Origin of the sequence: Chitinophaga sp. YR627 (assembly GCF_900114995.1) — a bacterium.
Lineage (GTDB): Bacteria > Bacteroidota > Bacteroidia > Chitinophagales > Chitinophagaceae > Chitinophaga.
The window spans coordinates 170,699-189,569 of the sequence record NZ_FOUX01000004.1; the positions used below are offsets into that span (position 1 = coordinate 170,699).

The 18,871-nt window shown below is 45.3% G+C and carries 14 protein-coding genes; 9 read left to right on the forward strand and 5 right to left on the reverse strand.

The window, feature by feature from the left end:
* Window positions 1–98 precede the first annotated feature (98 nt).
* Window positions 99–1,796, forward strand: coding sequence for a cell division protein FtsZ (gene ftsZ / locus BMZ72_RS21265; RefSeq protein WP_089811733.1), 1,698 nt, complete (start codon window positions 99–101; stop codon window positions 1,794–1,796).
* A gap of 69 nt (window positions 1,797–1,865) precedes the next feature.
* Here the strand turns inward: ftsZ and BMZ72_RS21270 are convergent, their stop codons facing one another.
* Window positions 1,866–2,246 carry a YidH family protein gene (locus tag BMZ72_RS21270; RefSeq protein WP_089812387.1) on the reverse strand — a complete coding sequence of 127 codons (381 nt, stop codon included), beginning with the start codon at window positions 2,244–2,246 and terminating at the stop codon, window positions 1,866–1,868.
* Window positions 2,247–2,448: 202 nt separating this feature from the next.
* On the opposite strand from BMZ72_RS21270, the gene BMZ72_RS21275 reads away from it, so the two are divergent.
* The gene (locus BMZ72_RS21275) at window positions 2,449–3,531 is read left to right on the forward strand and encodes a type I restriction endonuclease (protein ID WP_089811734.1); all 1,083 of its coding nucleotides are present in this window, start codon (window positions 2,449–2,451) and stop codon (window positions 3,529–3,531) included.
* A 77-nt stretch (window positions 3,532–3,608) separates the two neighbouring features.
* Window positions 3,609–4,472: a pirin family protein gene (locus BMZ72_RS21280; RefSeq protein ID WP_089811735.1), complete on the forward strand. Its 864-nt coding sequence runs from the start codon at window positions 3,609–3,611 to the stop codon at window positions 4,470–4,472.
* A 43-nt stretch (window positions 4,473–4,515) separates the two neighbouring features.
* On the opposite strand, the gene BMZ72_RS21285 is transcribed toward BMZ72_RS21280, so the two are convergent.
* The gene (locus BMZ72_RS21285) at window positions 4,516–6,471 is read right to left on the reverse strand and encodes a KUP/HAK/KT family potassium transporter (RefSeq protein ID WP_177222880.1); all 1,956 of its coding nucleotides are present in this window, start codon (window positions 6,469–6,471) and stop codon (window positions 4,516–4,518) included.
* Between the two features lie 141 nt (window positions 6,472–6,612).
* Window positions 6,613–8,160, reverse strand: coding sequence for an OmpA family protein (locus BMZ72_RS21290; RefSeq protein ID WP_089811737.1), 1,548 nt, complete (start codon window positions 8,158–8,160; stop codon window positions 6,613–6,615).
* Window positions 8,161–8,472: 312 nt separating this feature from the next.
* Here BMZ72_RS21290 and BMZ72_RS21295 point away from each other — a divergent pair, with 312 nt between their 5' ends.
* Both BMZ72_RS21295 and recJ read left to right on the forward strand, forming a co-directional pair.
* Window positions 8,473–9,438, forward strand: coding sequence for a polyprenyl synthetase family protein (locus BMZ72_RS21295; RefSeq protein WP_089811738.1), 966 nt, complete (start codon window positions 8,473–8,475; stop codon window positions 9,436–9,438).
* A gap of 61 nt (window positions 9,439–9,499) precedes the next feature.
* Window positions 9,500–11,206 carry a single-stranded-DNA-specific exonuclease RecJ gene (gene recJ / locus BMZ72_RS21300; RefSeq protein ID WP_089811739.1) on the forward strand — a complete coding sequence of 569 codons (1,707 nt, stop codon included), beginning with the start codon at window positions 9,500–9,502 and terminating at the stop codon, window positions 11,204–11,206.
* 50 nt (window positions 11,207–11,256) lie between these two features.
* On the opposite strand, the gene BMZ72_RS21305 is transcribed toward recJ, so the two are convergent.
* Both BMZ72_RS21305 and htpG read right to left on the reverse strand, forming a co-directional pair.
* Window positions 11,257–12,051 (reverse strand): carboxylesterase family protein, encoded by a 795-nt coding sequence (locus BMZ72_RS21305; RefSeq protein ID WP_177222881.1) that lies wholly within the window; start codon window positions 12,049–12,051, stop codon window positions 11,257–11,259.
* A gap of 103 nt (window positions 12,052–12,154) precedes the next feature.
* The gene (gene htpG / locus BMZ72_RS21310; protein ID WP_089811741.1) at window positions 12,155–13,990 is read right to left on the reverse strand and encodes a molecular chaperone HtpG; all 1,836 of its coding nucleotides are present in this window, start codon (window positions 13,988–13,990) and stop codon (window positions 12,155–12,157) included.
* A gap of 318 nt (window positions 13,991–14,308) precedes the next feature.
* Between htpG and BMZ72_RS21315 the strand changes: the two genes are divergently transcribed.
* The 4 genes from BMZ72_RS21315 (at window position 14,309) to rplI (ending at window position 18,833) form a co-directional block, all read left to right on the forward strand.
* Window positions 14,309–17,572 (forward strand): Ig-like domain-containing protein, encoded by a 3,264-nt coding sequence (locus BMZ72_RS21315; protein WP_089811742.1) that lies wholly within the window; start codon window positions 14,309–14,311, stop codon window positions 17,570–17,572.
* 131 nt (window positions 17,573–17,703) lie between these two features.
* Window positions 17,704–18,054, forward strand: a complete 351-nt coding sequence (rpsF, locus tag BMZ72_RS21320; RefSeq protein WP_012794557.1) for a 30S ribosomal protein S6 — start codon at window positions 17,704–17,706, stop codon at window positions 18,052–18,054.
* 4 nt (window positions 18,055–18,058) lie between these two features.
* Complete coding sequence (rpsR, locus tag BMZ72_RS21325; RefSeq protein WP_012794558.1) at window positions 18,059–18,325, forward strand: 30S ribosomal protein S18; 267 nt, start codon at window positions 18,059–18,061, stop codon at window positions 18,323–18,325.
* Window positions 18,326–18,386: 61 nt separating this feature from the next.
* Window positions 18,387–18,833 carry a 50S ribosomal protein L9 gene (rplI, locus tag BMZ72_RS21330; RefSeq protein ID WP_089811743.1) on the forward strand — a complete coding sequence of 149 codons (447 nt, stop codon included), beginning with the start codon at window positions 18,387–18,389 and terminating at the stop codon, window positions 18,831–18,833.
* Window positions 18,834–18,871 lie beyond the last annotated feature (38 nt).

Genomic DNA, 18,871 nt, shown 5'->3' on the forward strand with positions numbered 1-18,871 from the left:
TAAAAATCAAATAATTAATAGCGGATAATTAATAACGTAAGATGAACTGTGGGGCGCATTATTAATTATACAAACTAACCCATAAAAGAGATAGAGTCATGATACATTTTGATCTTCCCAAAGAAAAATCTTCCATCATCAAGGTGATAGGCATTGGTGGTGGCGGTAGTAATGCGGTGAACCACATGTTCAACCAGCACATCGAGGGTGTGAATTTTATCATCTGCAATACCGATGCACAGGCTATTTCGAACAGCCCGGTGCCTAACAAGATACAGTTAGGACCGCATCTGACGCAGGGTCTGGGTGCCGGAGCGAATCCGCGCATCGGTGAACAGGCGACGGAAGAATCCTTTGAAGAAATCAAAAAGATCTTAGAAGTGAATACCAAAATGGCCTTCATTACTGCGGGCATGGGTGGTGGTACCGGTACCGGTGGCGCACCTATCATCGCACGTATATGTAAGGAACTGGGTATTCTTACGGTGGGTATTGTTACTACGCCCTTCTCCTATGAAGGGAAGAAAAGGATGGCACAGGCAGATGAAGGCATCTCCAGACTGAAAGAGTCTGTTGATACACTCCTGATCATCTCTAATGACAAACTGCGCCAGAAATACGGCGATCTGAAATTCAAGGCAGCTTTCGAAAAAGCAGATAACGTATTAGCTACAGCGGCCAAATGTATCACCGATGTGATCAACTCCACCGGTCAGATCAACGTGGACTTTGCCGATGTATGTACAGTAATGCGTAATGGTGGTGTGGCCATCCTCGGCGCCGCTGTTGCAGAAGGTGAAAACCGTGCACAGAAAGCGATCGAAGATGCACTGACATCTCCGCTGCTGAACGACAACGATATTCGCGGTGCAAAATGGATCCTTATCAACATTGCATCCCAGGAAGGTGAGTTCGAACACACCCTGGATGAAATGGATACGATCCAGGCATACGTTCAGAGCCAGGCAGGTGAGGATTGCGATGTGATCCTTGGTGTTGGCTATGATGATACGCTTGACCGCAGACTGGGCGTTACCATTATCGCTACCGGTTTTGAACAGAAACCGATCCAGCAGGTAAAAATGACGCCACAGGATCCTTCCCTCAATCAGCCCAAAATCGTAATGCAACTGGGCCAGAACGGTGATGAAAACAAGATGAACAATACCGCACGTCAAAGTACGCCGTTGTTCGTCGAACCAGCGGACCATATGGCTCCCCGCCTGGTAGAACCTGTGGTGACCCAGCCAGTAACGACTTACCCGCCAGTGCAACCTGCACAGCCGGAGAGACAGAACTATACGCTCAACGTTGAGCCGGTTAATACTCACCAGCAACCAGTAGCAGGTTACAACAGCGGCAACGTAAATGTAATACAGCCTAATCCGGCTGCCGGCGGATACCCTTCCGGTCCCGCTTACATCTACATTGAACCAGGTAACAACACTCCTGCTTCCGATGCTGAAATGAAAATCGTTTTCAGAGAAGAAGACCAGGCGCCAGGCGCTCCTTCAGAAATTCATCTGCATGCATTTGAAGAACAACTGGAAGAGCAGAAACGTAAACAGGCTGAACGCGTGGCAAAACTACGCAGCATCAGCTTCAACGTGAAAGGCATAGAGAATAATGCTGAGATGGAAAATATCCCTGCTTACATCCGCCGCAATATCAACCTCGATAACGGCGCAGGTTCCGCAGAGAATTTTTACTCTAACTATACTGTTTCCGATGGTCAGAATAACCAGGCAGAAATCAATACGATTAATACCTTTTTAGATGGGAAAAAACCCGATTGATCTATTCGGACGTTTGATTGTTTTTTAGTTGTGTTAAAGAAAGTCCTCCGGTTCCCCGGAGGACTTTTTTTATGCGCTTTCCACGAGATATACTATCAGTAACATACTCACCAGGAAAATAAAGGCCGTCAGTAAAGTGATCAACAATGACGAATGGTTATACACACCTTCTGTCAGCTGTTTCTCCGTACGCTTGTACCTGATATAGGAAAATACCGTCGTACTGGCTCCGACAGCAACCAGCAATATGCCTGCAATCGCAGAATAACCCCTGGAAGGGATGATATATTCCCTCCCCAATGCAAGAGACAGCTGCTTCACGAAAAGCGAAAATTTGACCACTACAAAGCCAAATGCCATGATGCCGATACTCGTCCTTGTCCATGCAAGGAGTGTACGCTCATTCGCAAGATGATCGCTTGCGCTTCCCTTTTGTTTGCTTTCAGCCATATACAGGAATTTTGAAGAAAGCAGCAAAGGCCGTTCCTGATCCCACACAAAAGGGGAAAAATCCCCTGCCGAAGGAGAGGATTTTTCCTTGTTAACAGCTGTTTAACAATTCTCCCCTGCAGATATCCTCACTTTTGATCTGTAATACTTTATCCCCATAACGGTTTAAAACATATGACCTCACTATTTAAAAATGCCTCCTATGGATTTTAAAGATCAGCTCAAACAACTGGGCGACAGAGTTGCCAGACTAAAAGATCAGATACAAACAGAAGAAGCAACTAAAAATGCTTTCATTATGCCCTTCATCCAATGCCTTGGATATGATGTGTTCAATCCCATGGAAGTAACGCCTGAATTCATCGCTGACATTGGTATCAAAAAAGGTGAAAAAGTAGACTATGCTATCATACAGGATGGTAAACCCACCATCCTCGTGGAATGTAAACACTGGTCAACTGATCTCAATCCGCACAATAGTCAGCTGTTCCGCTACTTTCATTGCACCAGCGCAAGATTCAGCATCCTGACAAATGGTATTCATTACAAGTTCTACACAGACCTCGTAGAGCCTAACAAGATGGATGAAAAACCCTTCTTCGAATTCTACATCGATGACCTGAAAGAAAATCAGACAGAAAAGCTGAAGGAGTTTCATAAGAGCTATTTTGACCTGGATAAAATACTAACAACTGCCAGCGAACTGAAATACACCAATGAGATAAAAAACATCATTGCCGGTGATCTCAATGAACCTTCTGATGAGTTCACACGCTATTTCGCAAAACTTGTTTATCCCTCCTCTGTTACAGCCAGAGTATTGGAGCAGTTCAAAGGATTACTTAAAAAATCCTATCATCAGTTTATCAATGATACCATCAATGAAAGACTGAAATCCGCACTCAATACACAACAACAACAGGAAGTAAAAGAAGAACCCGCAGAAACAGAAATACTCACCGGTGAGGATGCGAAAATCGTCACAACAGAAGAAGAACTGGAAGCATTCCACATCGTTCGTTCCATGCTGAGACAGAAGATAAACGCAGGTCGTATTGTATTCAGAGATACACAGTCTTATTTCGGCATTTTACTGGATGATAATAACAGAAGACCTTTATGCAGGGTACACCTGAATGGCAAGCGGAAATACCTTTCCCTGTTTGATAAAGACAATGAAGAACGGATTGAAATTGGTAGTGTGGATGATATTTATGACTATGCAGAGCAGTTGATGAAAGCAGCGGTGAAGTATGATCCGGTGATTGCCGAGGAAAAGAAGTGATAACTGACTAAAAATCATCCACCCTTTGCAGACTTCTATCCATTCCTTACGCTGTTTTGCTGTCGTAAATTTGCTACATGCAAAAGACAGTAAACAAGGTTGTAAGCAACCACCCGATAAACGGCTCTGTGAGCGATTATTACTTTTACAGTCCTTTGCCCTATCAGGACGGTAAGGCAACGGACCCATTCCTGTTATTACACCACCACGGCCCAATGACACTACCTCCCAACAACAGTGGTATGCCATTCGGACCGCATCCTCACAGAGGATTTGAAACAGTTACCTGGATCATCAGCGGACACGTGGTACATAAAGATTCTCATGGTTATCATAGTAAGATCGATGAAGGCGGTATACAATGGATGTCCGCTGCCAGAGGACTTATCCACAATGAATATGTTGAGAATTCTTTCAAAGAAGAAGGCGGTGATCTCGAACTCTTACAGCTGTGGATCAATCTCCCGGCAAAGCTGAAAATGACACCGGCAAAATATACAGGTTTACAGCAACAGGATATTCCTGTTGTCAGGACAGATGATGATAAGGTGCAGGTAGCTGTTGCCGGTGGTAGTTTTAACGGCCATAAAGGCGCTATCAGTTCACTGACAGATATCAATGCATCGCTGATAAAAATGCAGGCTGGCAGTAAGACTGATATCCAGGTAGCAGCTGGCAGAAATGTATTGTTCTATGTACTGAAAGGAGATGTGACGGTGAATGGTAAAGCTGCAGGCGACAGAGCACTGGTGCTGTTTGATAATGATGGCGACGAGATCAGTGTTGCAGCAGGTACTGATGCGATCATATTATACTGTGATGGTGAGCCGCTGAATGAGCCGGTAGCATGGCACGGACCGTATGTGATGAACACGCAGACAGAAATTATGGAAGCGATGCGCGATGAAAGAATGGGAAAATTTGGGTTCTATATTGACTAAAAAATAAGAAGGCCGGTATCACTTGATGCCGGCCTTTCTTTTATTAAGAATGTATGATTCGTCGCAATTGCAGGTTCGTGACAGGCGCCACTACCAGCGGATATTTCTCAATGGTCACATAACTGGAGTCCAGTCCGAAACCACGCTCTTCTGATAAACTGATCTTCTTCAGGAAGAAATACATACGCATAACCATTCGCTCATACAATGGCAGGTCGTTGTCATGCGACAGGAATTTCTCCATCACAATAAACTGGAAGTCGCCCACTACATTGTTTTTACTCAGCGATTCGTACCGGCTGGTGATATTCACCTCCTTGTTACGCACCATATCTTCCACCACCATGCGGAACATGAGGTTAATACGCTGCTCCACTTTGAAACCAAGTCTGAATTCCACCCTGATCACCTCATTTGGAATGATGGTCTGTACAGAGTATTCACTCAGATAAGGTTCATCTACCACGTCAACGTGTACAAACCAGTAGATATCCGCTCTCTTCGGTTTTTTGTTCAGAATAGAGTAGATGATCTTATGTTCAATTTCCTTCGGATTGTCGGCACTACTCATATATACCAGGTGAGTGGCATATTTAGGGATGGTGCTGTCATTGCTCAGCTCCTGGATCACCGGCAGGTGATCTTCCAGTCTGACAAACTCTACGTAACGGTTTTTGATCTTACGGGACTTGTACCATACCATCATGATCAGGAACAGTACTCCGGCCACGATAACGGTCACATAACCACCGTGCATGAACTTCACCAGGTTAGCGAAAAGGAAGGAGAATTCGAGCGTAAAATAGATCACCAGATAGATCAGGATGAGGCTTAGTCTGACCCTCCGCGTATAAAGATAGAAGGCGAAGAGACAGGAGGTCATCAGCATACAGATGGTGATGGAGAGACCGTAGGCCGCTTCCATAGCGCTGGATTCTTTAAAGATCAGTACGATAGCCACACAACCTACAAACAGCATGGTATTGATACCGGGGATGTAGAGCTGTCCGCGCATTTCCGTCGGATAGTTGATCTTTAGTTTGGGCCAGAGATTGAGTCGCATGGCCTCAGAGATGAGGGTGAACGACCCGGATATCAGGGCCTGACTGGCAATAATAGAGGCCAGGGTGGCGATCAATACCCCAAAGATGACAAACCATTCCGGCATGATGGCGAAGAAGGGGTTGGTATCTTTTGGAATGATCTGACCTTTCTGCGTCAGGAGCCATGCACCCTGTCCCAGATAGTTCAGGATCAGGCAGGCTTTAACGAAGGTCCAGGAGACGCGTATATTGCCTTTTCCACAGTGGCCGAGGTCGGAATAGAGTGCTTCTGCCCCTGTGGTACAGAGGAATACGGCGCCCAATATCATAAAGCCACGGGGATAGGTGGTCAGCAGTTTAATAGCGTAATGCGGGCTGAAAGCCTTGAATACGGATACATCATCCACGATGTGTGACAGACCGAGTACACCCAGCATGGAGAACCAGATCACCATGATCGGGCCGAATAATTTACCGATGGAGACCGTACCAAACTGTTGTACTACGAACAATAAAGTGATAATAGAAAGCACGATCTTGACGATAGCCCACTGGCTAAGGTCTTTAAATACCTCCAGGGTACGTAACCCTTCAATAGCAGATGTAACAGTAATAGGTGGGGTAATGATACCGTCTGCCAGCAATGCAGCCCCTCCGATCATCCCGAATATGACCGCCCATTTGGCATGCCTTCTGACCAGCGCATACAAGGAGAAAATCCCGCCTTCGCCTTTGTTATCGGCCCTGAGGGTCAGGATTACGTATTTGATGGTCGTCTGTAATGTCAGGGTCCAGATGATACAGGATATACCACCGATAACCAGGAGATCGCTTACGGGATTATTACCTACAATGGCCTTGAAAACGTATAACGGAGAGGTTCCAATGTCACCGTAAATAATACCTAAAGCTACTACTAAACCGGCCAGGCTAATCCTGTTAATGTCTTTTCTCACGAAATATGTATTTAATAAAAAAGCCACCAAAGGTAGGTGGATTTGAGAAGAACTACAAAATTATCAAAAATATCGGGGCATTAAAAAACCCCGTCTCGGTTTATACGAGACGGGGCCTTATATCTTCTTAGTGAGACACTATTAGTTAGCTGGAGCTAAATCAACAGTAGAAGACTCACCAGGAGTGTTTTGTTTGATGAAGCGACCGCGATCGATACCTTGTTTATCAGCCAGGTAGTCGATAACTGCGTCAACTCTTCTGCTGCTCAGGTCAACACCACCTTTTTTACCTTTAGCACCTGCGTGACCGGTAACCAGGATGTTGCAGGATGGAGCTGCTTTCAGAGAAGATGCAACGCTAGCCAGGATAGCTTCGTTGTCAGATGCAACTTTGGTAGAGCTACCTTTGAAGCTTACGCTAGGCAGAACCAGAGTAGCACATGGCTGAGTAGCTACAATGTTCTTGCAGCACTCAGGATCTGGGCATTTACCAACACCATCAGCATCAACTGGCTGGCAATAAGTTGGAGTTACCAGCTGTTTGTCTTTGTAGTCAGGAACACCGTCACCATCTGTATCTTTAGCTACACCGTGAACATCAACTGGAGCACCAGCTGGAGTGTTTGGTTCACGATCGAACTGATCAGTAACACCATCACCATCAGCATCAGGCAGTACCGGAGTAGGCAGCTTCATGTGACGAGGAGCGCTCAGTTCGTTGTAAGCGTAATTCAGCGGATTTACCCACCATAATGGCTCAACGCGTTTAGAAGAGTTACCCAGGTTGAAGTTCAGACGAACGCTTGTATAGCTGAATGCATCTTTAGCATTGCTATATGGTGCGGAATAACCGTCCAGATAGTCATCAAAGTATAAAGTATATTTCTCTTCAATACCGATGTTGAAACGTTTAGAAACTCTGAAAGCTACACCAGTACCGAAATCAGCACCATGACGCCACAGTTGGTTGTTATCTTTACGACCGATGTTACCTCTGTTACCCTGAGATGGAGCGTTCTGCTCATAATCTCCGTCGAACAGGTTTTTCAGCTGATCTTTGATGTCTTTACGAGGAGCACCGAAGTTGATACGAGAGAAATCGTATGCAGCACCGTTTGCATCCAATGCATCAACGTCAACATCGATCAGACCCAGGCTATAACCAGCAAATACATACCAGTTAAGTTTTGGCTGAGCTTTGTAGAACAGGATATTGCTCAGGGAAGCGATCATATCAAAAGACAGCTGGTGAGATGCAGTTTTGTAGTTGGCTACAATGTTGCCACCGTTACGAGCTGCGGTTGGACCCCATGCAGTGCTGTTGTTGCTGATTGCAGGTCTTAATCTGTAATCCATGCCTTTATCGAAAGCACCAGTGTACTCACCTCTGATGGAGAAAGTATGACCCAGTGATTTTCTCAGGGAAACACCACCACCGAAACCTGGTCTTGCAGGAATGGTACCGTTGATCAGGTGCAGACCACCGTGGAAACCTAATTCCCACATATCGCGTGGTTTAGCAGGGAAATCATACTGGTGGTTGGAGAAATTGTTCTGTTGCGCCTGTCTGGATGCTGGAACTTTGGTTGAATCCAGGGCATCATAAACAGGGGTAACTTGTGCAAAACTGGAGGACGCCGCTAGGAGACTCATAGCGCCAGCCAGTAATAAGTACTTTTTGCTTGCCATAATTGTTTTCTATTTAAAAACTGTTAAAAATTTACTAATAACCCGTTTTTTACCCAGCAAAGGTAAAATTCTCAGATGAATATTCAAATTTTTGTTACAATATTATTTTCATTGATAACTACTTAACTATTAGTGCGTAGGCAAAACAAATGTTATACCTTATCTTGGCCCGGCACATAACGAATAAGCATATTTGTTATAACTAAAACAATGTAATGTTAAAGTTATGTTACACCGATATATACAAATTAAGGGCCAATTTGTTAAAATTTGACTTTTAAAGCATAGCTTAGCAATCTTTTTAAAGCACCTATGGACGAAATTAAACACCTGATCAGTAAGGAATTACAGGATTTTGAAGGCAAATTCTCTGACGCTGTAAAAAGTCATGTCCCATTGCTGGACAGGATCATGCATTACATCGTTAAACGTAAAGGCAAGCAGATCAGACCCATGTTTGTGCTCCTATCAGCAAAACTCTTTAATAATAATATACAGGAAAGCACATACAGAGCTGCCGCCCTGGTCGAACTGCTACACACCGCCACCCTCGTTCATGACGATGTAGTGGACGACGCCAACGAAAGACGTGGCTTCTTTTCCATCAATGCACTGTGGAAAAACAAAATAGCCGTGCTGGTAGGTGACTACCTCCTTTCCAAAGGATTACTGCTTTCAGTAGATAATAATGAGTTCAGATCTCTTAAGATCCTCTCAGAAGCCGTAAAGGAAATGAGTGAAGGTGAACTGCTCCAGATCGAAAAGACCCGTAAACTCAATATTAAAGAAGATATCTATTTCGAGATCATCCGTCGTAAAACAGCCTCCCTCCTCGCCTCTGCCTGCGCAGCCGGCGCCTGGAGCGCCACCAATGACGATGAAACAACCGAAAAGATGCGCCTGTTCGGTGAAAAAGTAGGTGTCGCCTTCCAGATCAAAGATGACCTCTTCGATTATGGCTCCGATAAGATCGGTAAACCCACCGGTATCGATATCCGCGAGAAAAAGATGACCCTCCCGCTTATCTATACCCTCGAACATGCTACACCTGATACCCGCAGACGTATTATTAATATTGTCAAAAATCATAACACCGATAAAGACCGCGTCGCAGAAGTGATCGATCTGGTAAAAAAATCAGGTGGTATTGAATATACACAGGAGAAAATGTTCCAGTACCGCGATGAAGCACTCGCCATCCTGCACAGCTTCCCGGCCAATGATATCCGCGCCGGACTGGAAACATTGGTTAGATATACAACAGATCGTACTTTTTAACCAATAAAAACCTATCTTCCGAAACTGAACTCATTCAACCACTTTAGATACTAACTCATTAATGCAGAAACGCTGGACAGTCCGATCTTATCAACCTAAACAGGAAGCATTGCTCCAGTCGTCTTTACGTATACATCCACTACTGTGCCGACTCCTCGTACAAAGAGGCATGCACACCTACGACGAATCCAGGCTCTTTTTCAGACCTACAGTCGCAGACCTCCACGATCCATGGCTCATGAAAGACATGGATAAAGCAGTATCCCGTATAGAACAGGCTTTCTTCCACAGGGAGAAAATACTCGTGTTCGGAGATTATGATGTGGATGGGACAACCGCAGTAGCTACCGTATATGATTTTCTGCACTCCTTATATAATAATATAGAGTTTTACATTCCTCACCGGTATAAAGAAGGTTACGGTATCTCCACACAAGGCATAGAATACGCCAGAGATAACGAATTCACGCTCATCATCGCACTGGATTGCGGGATCAAAGCCATCGACCAGATAAAATGGGCCGCCGACAACGGAATAGACTTCATTATATGTGACCATCACCTGCCGGATGCGATCCTGCCCCCGGCCGTAGCTATCCTGAATCCAAAACAATACGACTGCCCTTATCCTTATAAAGAACTAAGCGGCTGTGGTATCGGATATAAACTGATTTCCGCCTTCGCGCAGAAAAAAGGTATCCCGGATGAACAGGTACATCGCTATCTTGATCTTGTGGCAACCAGTATCGCTGCTGATATTGTCCCCATGACAGGCGAAAACAGGGTACTGGCATTTCACGGATTAAAAAAGGTGAACTCCGCTCCCCTCCCTGGTATACAGGCACTGATAGAACTCAGCGGATTAAAAGAACAACTGACCATCTCTAATCTCGTATTCGTTATCGCGCCCCGGGTTAACGCCGCCGGCCGTATGGACGACGCCAGAAAAGCGGTGAACCTCTTCGTCGAAACAGACAAGGACAAAGCGATGGAGATCGCCAAAATATTACATGCAGATAACTTCGACAGAAAAGAAATTGATGGCAACATCACCAAAGAAGCAGTTGAACTGTTGCAGAACGATCTGACATTAAAAGATAAAAAGTCTACCGTACTCTATAAACCTGACTGGCACAAAGGCGTTGTAGGCATCGTTGCGTCAAGGCTGATTGATAAATATTATTACCGTCCCACGATCATTCTTACACTCAGCAATGATAAAGTGGCCGGCTCCGCACGTTCAGTGACCGGCTTCAATGTATACGAAGCCATACACCAGTGTAAAGATCTGCTGGAAAATTACGGTGGCCATTTCTACGCAGCCGGTATGACACTGAAACCAGAGAATGTAGAAGCTTTTCAGCAAAAGTTTGAGGAAGTAGTGGCGACGACCATCAATCCTGATCTCCTCGTACCTGAGATTGTAATCGATACCGAAATTCAACTGAAAGACATTACACCCGCTTTCTTTAATATACTTCGTCAATTCGAACCATTAGGACCGGAAAACCTACGCCCCGTTTTCCTTGTAAGAAACGTGGTAGACAGCGGATATTCACGTCTTGTCAAAGATGAACATATTAAGTTCTCCGTTAAACAGGGAAAATCTCCTAACGCATTAACGGGCATAGGATTCTACATGTCTGAAAAATTCCACATCGTGAGCAGTAAACAGCCTTTTGATATGGCCTTTACAATTGATGAAAATGAGTGGAATGGCAAGATGAACCTGCAATTGAAGGTCATCGATATCAGAGCACATCACTAAGTAATACTACCTATTTCATATCGCAAATGTGACTGTTGCTACTGCAACAGTTATTTATGTTGTTTCAGCATCCAGCTATATAAAGCCGTATCTGCATAAGCTTTTGTCCACGCGTCATGGCCGCCGGTTGGCGTCTCCGTATATTTCACCAGATTACTGCCACATGCCTTTAGCGCATTCACCATATCTCTCGATCCTGCTACCGTTACTGTAGGATCATCCGCATTATGGAAAGCCCATACCGGCATCTGCTTCAGCACACAGGCCTGAGATGGCGTACCAATGCCGCAGATCGGCACAATAGCTGCAAATTTCTCAGGACTTGCCTGTGCCCAGTTCCACGTACCAAAACCACCCATACTCAATCCCGTTAAATAGACCCTGGAAGAATCCACATGGTATTTCTTTAATACTTCTTTATACAACTCCTGCAATACATCTGTATTCCACCACACTGCCGTACATTGCGGAGCAATCATCACAAACTGCTTCCCTTTTACCACCTTCGGCAGCCCTGCTTTTTTGATCACATCTATATTATTACCGATCTCTCCCACTCCATGCAAAAAGATCACTACCGGCCACTTGTAGGTTTTCATTTCATTGTAGGTGTCGGGAATATACAGCAGGTATTCATCAATGTTGCCCTGCTTGTAATCAGCTGTCTGTACGGTAGTACCTGGGGTCTGCGGGGTAAAAACATCTTCCCTGGGTGAGTCAGGAATGGTGTCTGTTCCATTACCGCCGGGTGCTGCGGACTCATTCTTCTTGGAACAGGCTACTATATTGCCCAATACTGCAATAAGTAGTACATAAATAAATCTATTAATTGCTCTTCTTTTCATATGTGTAGGTAAAATGAAAAAATCCCGTCTCATGCTTGATGAGACGGGATTCCGGTTGCCAATGTTATTGCAAACCTACTATAATGTTTCGGCTTTGAGCCGATTAATTTTTCTTCTCTGCACTCATTAATTCAACACTTCTGTTCACGAATGCGGTCAGATCAGCACCGGTGAGCAGGTTTTGTGATAACAGTGCAAGATCAGCCAGATTACGCACCTGTTTCTGCTGTCTGTCATTATCTGCTTCTCCCAGGATCTGTAAGTAGATCGGATGATTCGCATTCACTGTCATGTTGATCTCATCAGGCATATTTGCATACCAGCTCATACCTGCGCCACCAACAGCGGCCATATCTTTCATACGGCGCATAAACTCAGGACGGGTCACGATCACCGGCTGTGCATCAGCGCTCAGACCTTTCAGTTCCACTTTTACATGTTCCTGTGGGATATGACCAAACAACTCTTTCAGTTTTGTTTCCTGATCGGTAGATAATACGCTTTCATTCTTCTCATCTACATTGATCAGGTTATCAGCGATATCAGCATCCACACGGGTGAACATCATGCTGTCCCATCTTGGCTCCATATTGTTGATGAACGCAGCATCCACAATGTTATCCAGCTTCACGATCTTATAACCCTTGTTCTTCGCTGCCTGAATATAACTATCCTGTTGTACTGCATTTGTCGCGTACAGCACTACCAGTTTGTTGTCCTTATTCGTCTGTAATGCAGCTGCTTCAGTCTTATATTCTTCCAGTGTATAGAACTTACCTGGTTCAGTGATTTCTTCCAGGAGCAGGAACTTATTCGCCTTCTCAGAGAATTTATCATCGGTCATCATACCATACTTGGCAAACAGGCCGATAGATTCCCATTTCTCTTCAAAACTCTTACGATCATTACGGAAGATCTCATCCAGTTTGTCAGCTACTTTCTTCGTAATATAAGAGCTGATCTTTTTCACATTCGGATCACCCTGCAGATAGCTACGGCTCACGTTCAGCGGAATATCCGGACTGTCGATCACACCGTGCAGCAGCATCAGGAATTCCGGTACGATGTCCTTCACTTCATCTGTTACAAATACCTGATTAGAGTACAGGCTGATCTTGTCTTTCTGTACTTCAAAGCTCTTACCGATCTTAGGGAAGTACAGGATACCTGTCAGGTTGAACGGATAGTCAACATTCAGGTGAATCCAGAATAAAGGCGCTTCTGCGTAAGGATATAATTCTTTATAGAAATTCTGATAGTCTTCAGTAGTCAGTTCTGAAGGCTTCTTTGTCCACGCCGGATTGGTATTATTCAGCTGCTTGTCTGCAAACTTTACAGGCACAGGCAGGAACTTACAGAATTTTTCCAGGATATTCTGAATGCGGCTGTCATCCAGGAACTCTTCACTCTCTTCATTGATGTGCAACACAATGTCAGTACCACGGCTTTCCTTGCTGGTTTCTTCCAGTTCATACTCCGGACTGCCATCACACTCCCAACGTACAGCAGCAGTATCAGGTTTGTGAGATTTTGTGAAGATCTCTACCTTGTTACTCACCATAAATGAGGAGTAGAAACCGAGACCGAAATGACCAATGATATTAGCACCGTCTGTCTGTCCTTTATATTTATTCAGGAACTCTTCTGCACCTGAAAACGCCACCTGATTAATGTATTTATCTACTTCTTCCGCAGTCATACCCACACCCATATCGGATATGGTCAATGTCTTCTTTTCCTTGTCTAATGTCACTGTAATTTCAGGGGTGCCCAGCTCACCTTTGAACTCACCAACACTGGCCAGTGTCTTTAATTTTTGAGTAGCATCCACTGCGTTACTTACCAGCTCGCGGATGAAGATCTCATGGTCTGAATAGAGGAATTTCTTAATAATGGGGAATATGTTCTCTGTCTGAACACGTATTGCTCCTTTCTGCATGGGTATCTTATTTTTTTGAATTTCCGGACAAAGGATATGCCAGCAGACATTTTGCTGACAAAGTGTCGGCTAATGCATCCGGACAGGTGCTTTTCTGGCCTTCTCTTCTACGTTGAACCTGCGTTGCCGGACGTAGATTCAACGTCTGGGATCCAACGGCTTACAAAATGGCAGTTTCCCTGCTGGCTTAACAAATAAATCATACAGACAGCCCCTGAACTCTAACACAAATGTTGTAGATTTAAGCTTCCTGACCCCGGTGAGTGTTGAGACCTAATGTTTTTTACCCGACACCCTTCTTTCTAAATCGCTTTGTACATGAAAAGACATCTACTCCTTTTCCTGGCTGTTACCAGCTTTGCCGGTGCGTATGCACAGACACAGCCTGCAACACAGGTGCTGCCTTATCAGCAGTCATTCAATAGCCTTCCAGCATCATCCACGACCTATCCTGACGGCTGGCAGGGCTGGACCCTTTCCGGTTCACCTTCCGGTAATTTCAATGTGTTGCCGCCGGCATCAGACAAAGCGCTGATCACAGGTGGCGCATCCAGTACCGCCAATGGCGTGTATAATTACAACGGGAAACTGGGTTTTCTCAATAGCGGAAGTGTGGATAACAGTCTGGTACTGGCGGTAACGACCAGTGGGCAGACCAACGTGGCCGTACAATACGACGTAATGACCCTCCGCAATCCGTATGATGGGACCTCTAATACCCGTATTAACGAGGTGACGCTCCAGTACCGCATTGGCAGCACTGGCAACTTCACCAATATTACCGGTATAGAATACCAGAATACCACCACTCAGCAAACCGGGTCAGGTGTAACAACACCGCTTGATTCAGCACACAGAACCCTGGTACTGCCTTCCGGCTGCGACAATCAGCCACTGGTACAGTTACGCTGGGTAAACAGACAGATCAGTGGCGCCGGCTCCCGTCCGTCTTTTGCCATCGATAATATCCAGGTTGGCAGTGGTGCTGCAGATGTAACACCACCTGTAGCTGACAGCTTATGGCCGGCAAACCACAGCATTGACGTATCGCCCAGCGCTCAGCCGGTTATTATCTTCTCTGAACCTGTTAAAGCTGGCAACGGCCGGTTGGTTATCCACAACAGCACTGCTGGTACAGCACAATTCATTCCGGCTGACAGCTCCATTGTGTCTTATGCTGCACAATATGTGACCATCGCCGCCAGTCTGCAACCGCAGCAAACCTATTATATTACTATTGAACCTGGCGCCGTACTGGATCTGAGCGATAATACCTTCGCCGGACTGACAGATACCAGCGCCTGGTCATTCAGCACCGGTTTACAGCAGCTGTCCTTCGACTTCAACAGCTGTGCTACCGGCAATATCTCACAGGGATTCAAACAATATAGCGTAACTGGTGCGCAACGCTGGGACTGCACTACTTTTGGCCGAAACAGTAATGGTATACAGATCAACGGCTATAGCGGCGGACCGATTGAAAACGAAGACTGGCTGATTTCTCCGGCTTTCGATTTCTCCGGTTTTGACTATCCCCTGTTGAACTTCTACAGCCGTACCGCGTTCTCCGGTCCATCCCTTCAACTGAAGGTTTCTACTAATTATGATGGTGTCAGCAACCCGAATACTGCCACCTGGACGACCGTAAATGGTCGCTTCCCGGCCTTATTATCGGATACCTGGACACTCTCTGACAGTGTTAACCTGGCAGCCTTCAAACAAGCCGGCGTTTATATCGCTTTTGTATATACCTCCTCTCCTGCGATCGGCGCTGCCCGCTGGACGCTGGATGATGTATTTATCACGAATAGTCCGGAAGCACCTAAACCATCCCTGGATCTGACCAGCAGCAGCATTGATTTTGATTATGTACCAGCCGGACAATCATCCGCTCCGCTGCCATTCACATTCCAGGCCAATGACTTCACCAAAACACTGAAGCTTATGTCTGCCGGCAACTTTACCATTGCCCCTGACAGCAACGCAGCATTCAGTCATACGCTGACCTACCAGCCGGCTGCCCTGAATGCCGGTCCGAAGACTGTATGGGTGAAATTCCAGCCAACCAGCGCCAATCAGAACTATACCGGCAGTGTTAGTTTTACTGCGGATAGCGTTGCGCTTCCAACGATCAGACTCTCGGGTACCTCACTGCGTTCGCTGAAAGTGGTAAACTGGAATATCGAATGGTTTGGTAGTCCGGTACAAAACCCGGCAAATGACAGTCTGCAACAGGCGAATGTGACCACCATCCTCAAAAAGATGGATGCGGACATCTTCGCGCTGGCCGAGGTAGTGGATACCGCCCGCTTCAGAGCGGTAGCCAACCAGATGCCTGGATATAGTTATATTATATCTGATTTCGGTTCTTATGCTGACAGCATCAAAGACGTGGATTACGTATCAGCACAGAAATTAGCTTTCCTCTATAAGACCTCTGTTATTAAAGGACTGCGCTCCTATGGTGTATTACGCACAGGAGGCAGCAGCAATGCCTATTATAACTGGTCTTCCGGTCGTTTCCCATTCCTGCTGGAAGCACAGGCGAAGCTGAACAATGACAGCGCTCTGATCCGCTTTGTACTATTACATGCCAAGGCAAATACCGGTACTGCCTCAGACAAGATAGAATCCTGGAACAGACGCCGGAACGGTGCGCTGGAACTGAAGGATTCTCTGGATGTACAGTATCCGACAGCCAATCTGGTAATCCTGGGCGATTTTAATGATGCATTCGACAAGACCATTACAACAGAACTGGCGCCTGACACAACTACTTCTTATATAGACTTTATTAATGACAGTATTCATTATAAACCGGTAACCCTGCCGCTGAGTCTGCAGGGTCAGCAGTCAACCGCTTCTTTTAATACAGTGATCGACAACGTGCTGATCTCTGATGAAATGGCGCTGAGCTACCTGCCGGGATCTGCCCGCGTACGTAAAGAAGTGGAAACACTGGTGAACAGCTATAGCAGCACTACTACGGACCACTATCCGGTTCAGACCAGTTACAATCTGCATGTACTGGCACATCCGGCTGAGCTCGAATTTGCCGCATCAGTAGATACCGGAGATGTAAAACTGACCTGGAGTGCTCCATACGAACTGAATATCAGAGATTATATTATTCAGAGATCAAGAAACCAATCTCAGTTTGAATCCGTAGATACAGTCGCCGCACATGGAACTACTGCACAACCGGTTAGTTATACGACTTACGATACCCGTCCGTGGTTAGGCGTGTCCTACTACAGACTGAAGATCACAGGTCTGGATGGCAAGGTTAGTTACAGTGAGAATCAGAGAGTTGTGGTGACGCTGAAAGATCTGATCCAAAAACTTTTCTGGTGTATTTTCGGCAACCAGCTACAGTTATGGATCGATATGCAGAAAGGTGGTCCTGCACAGCTACAACTTGTTGATATGCAAGGCCGTATCAGGTATCATGGACAGACAACCCTGAACAAAGGCAGAAATATCAAATCACTGGATATCAGTAATTTATCAAACGGTATCTATATCCTTCGCATCACAAGCATGGAAGGTACCCAGGTAAGCAAAATACTTGTTAGCCACTGATCTTTTTTGAAGAAACCTTGAACAATCAGGCCGTTCTGTACTAAACAGAGCGGCCTTTTTATTTGCTGGTGTCGGCAATTTCAGTATCTTTGCAATCCTAATTTTTTCAAACAATTAAAAACAGGGAAATTATGAACTACGAATTGATGGTGATCTTTACCCCTGTGCTGTCTGAGGAAGACTACAAAGCTGCTCAGAAAAAATTCGCTGATCTCATTAAAGAGAACGGCGGAGAAGTAACGCACGAAAATCCCTGGGGATTAAGATCACTGGCGTACCCAATCCAGAAGAAAACCACGGGCATGTACCTGGTACTGGAGTACAGCGCGCCATCCGACCTCAATGAGAAGCTGAAAATTCAGCTGAACCGTGATGAGAATGTACTTCGTCACATGACTACAGCATTAGATAAATATGCTGTTCAGTACAACAACCGTAAGAGAAATGGCGTAAACGCTGATTCTAAAACCGCAGAAGCTTAAAATTATGGCAGTAAAACAAGAAATTAAGTATTTAACGGCCGTAAAGACTGAGAAGCGCGCAAAGAAATATTGCCGTTTCAAGAAGTTAGGCATCCGGTATGTAGATTACAAAGACGCTGAGTTCCTGAAGAAATTCCTGAACGATCAGGGTAAAATGTTACCTCGTCGTATCTCCGGTAACTCTCTGAAATTCCAGCGTAAAGTAGCGCAGGCTATTAAGAAAGCCCGTCAAATGGCTTTGTTACCATACGTTACTGACCTTTTAAAATAAACAAACCACCTAGGTTTCCGGTGTAAACCGGGTAATTAAAGGTCCTTAAAACTAATTAACAATGCAAGTAATCTTAATACAAGACGTAGATAACCTGGGCCAGAAAAATGAGCTGGCTTCCGTTAAAAACGGTTACGCCAGGAATTTTCTGATCCCGCAGAAATTTGCGGTAGAAGCTAGCCCTTCTAACCTGAAGCAACTCCAGGAGCGCCTGAAAGTGCAGAAAGTGAAAGAAGAGAAAATGTTAGCTGAAATCGCCAAAGTAGTGGAAGTGCTGAAAGCAGGTCCCGTTAAAATTGGCGCTAAAACCGGTACTTCCGGTAAGATTTTCGGTAGCGTAACTGGTGTGCAGATCGCACGTGCTATTAAAGAGCAGAAAGGTTACGAAATCGATCGTCGCCGCATCCACATCCTGGATGACGTTAAAGAATTAGGCACTTACAAAGCGAAACTGGATTTCGGTAAAGGCAACGAAGCTGAACTGGAATTTGAAGTGGTAGCTGAATAAGACTAACATATTCTTCAAAAAGTCCCGTCTCATTCCAA

Excerpts from the sequence above, each read along its gene's own strand:
- ftsZ (WP_089811733.1), top strand. The coding sequence starts at position 99 with ATGATACATTTTGATCTTCCCAAAGAAAAATCTTCCATCATCAAGGTG.
- BMZ72_RS21270 (WP_089812387.1), bottom strand. The coding sequence starts at position 2,246 with ATGGCTGAAAGCAAACAAAAGGGAAGCGCAAGCGATCATCTTGCGAAT.
- BMZ72_RS21275 (WP_089811734.1), top strand. The coding sequence starts at position 2,449 with ATGGATTTTAAAGATCAGCTCAAACAACTGGGCGACAGAGTTGCCAGA.
- BMZ72_RS21280 (WP_089811735.1), top strand. The coding sequence starts at position 3,609 with ATGCAAAAGACAGTAAACAAGGTTGTAAGCAACCACCCGATAAACGGC.
- BMZ72_RS21290 (WP_089811737.1), bottom strand. The coding sequence starts at position 8,160 with ATGGCAAGCAAAAAGTACTTATTACTGGCTGGCGCTATGAGTCTCCTA.
- BMZ72_RS21295 (WP_089811738.1), top strand. The coding sequence starts at position 8,473 with ATGGACGAAATTAAACACCTGATCAGTAAGGAATTACAGGATTTTGAA.
- recJ (WP_089811739.1), top strand. The coding sequence starts at position 9,500 with ATGCAGAAACGCTGGACAGTCCGATCTTATCAACCTAAACAGGAAGCA.
- BMZ72_RS21305 (WP_177222881.1), bottom strand. The coding sequence starts at position 12,051 with ATGAAAAGAAGAGCAATTAATAGATTTATTTATGTACTACTTATTGCA.
- htpG (WP_089811741.1), bottom strand. The coding sequence starts at position 13,990 with ATGCAGAAAGGAGCAATACGTGTTCAGACAGAGAACATATTCCCCATT.
- BMZ72_RS21315 (WP_089811742.1), top strand. The coding sequence starts at position 14,309 with ATGAAAAGACATCTACTCCTTTTCCTGGCTGTTACCAGCTTTGCCGGT.
- rpsF (WP_012794557.1), top strand. The coding sequence starts at position 17,704 with ATGAACTACGAATTGATGGTGATCTTTACCCCTGTGCTGTCTGAGGAA.
- rpsR (WP_012794558.1), top strand. The coding sequence starts at position 18,059 with ATGGCAGTAAAACAAGAAATTAAGTATTTAACGGCCGTAAAGACTGAG.
- rplI (WP_089811743.1), top strand. The coding sequence starts at position 18,387 with ATGCAAGTAATCTTAATACAAGACGTAGATAACCTGGGCCAGAAAAAT.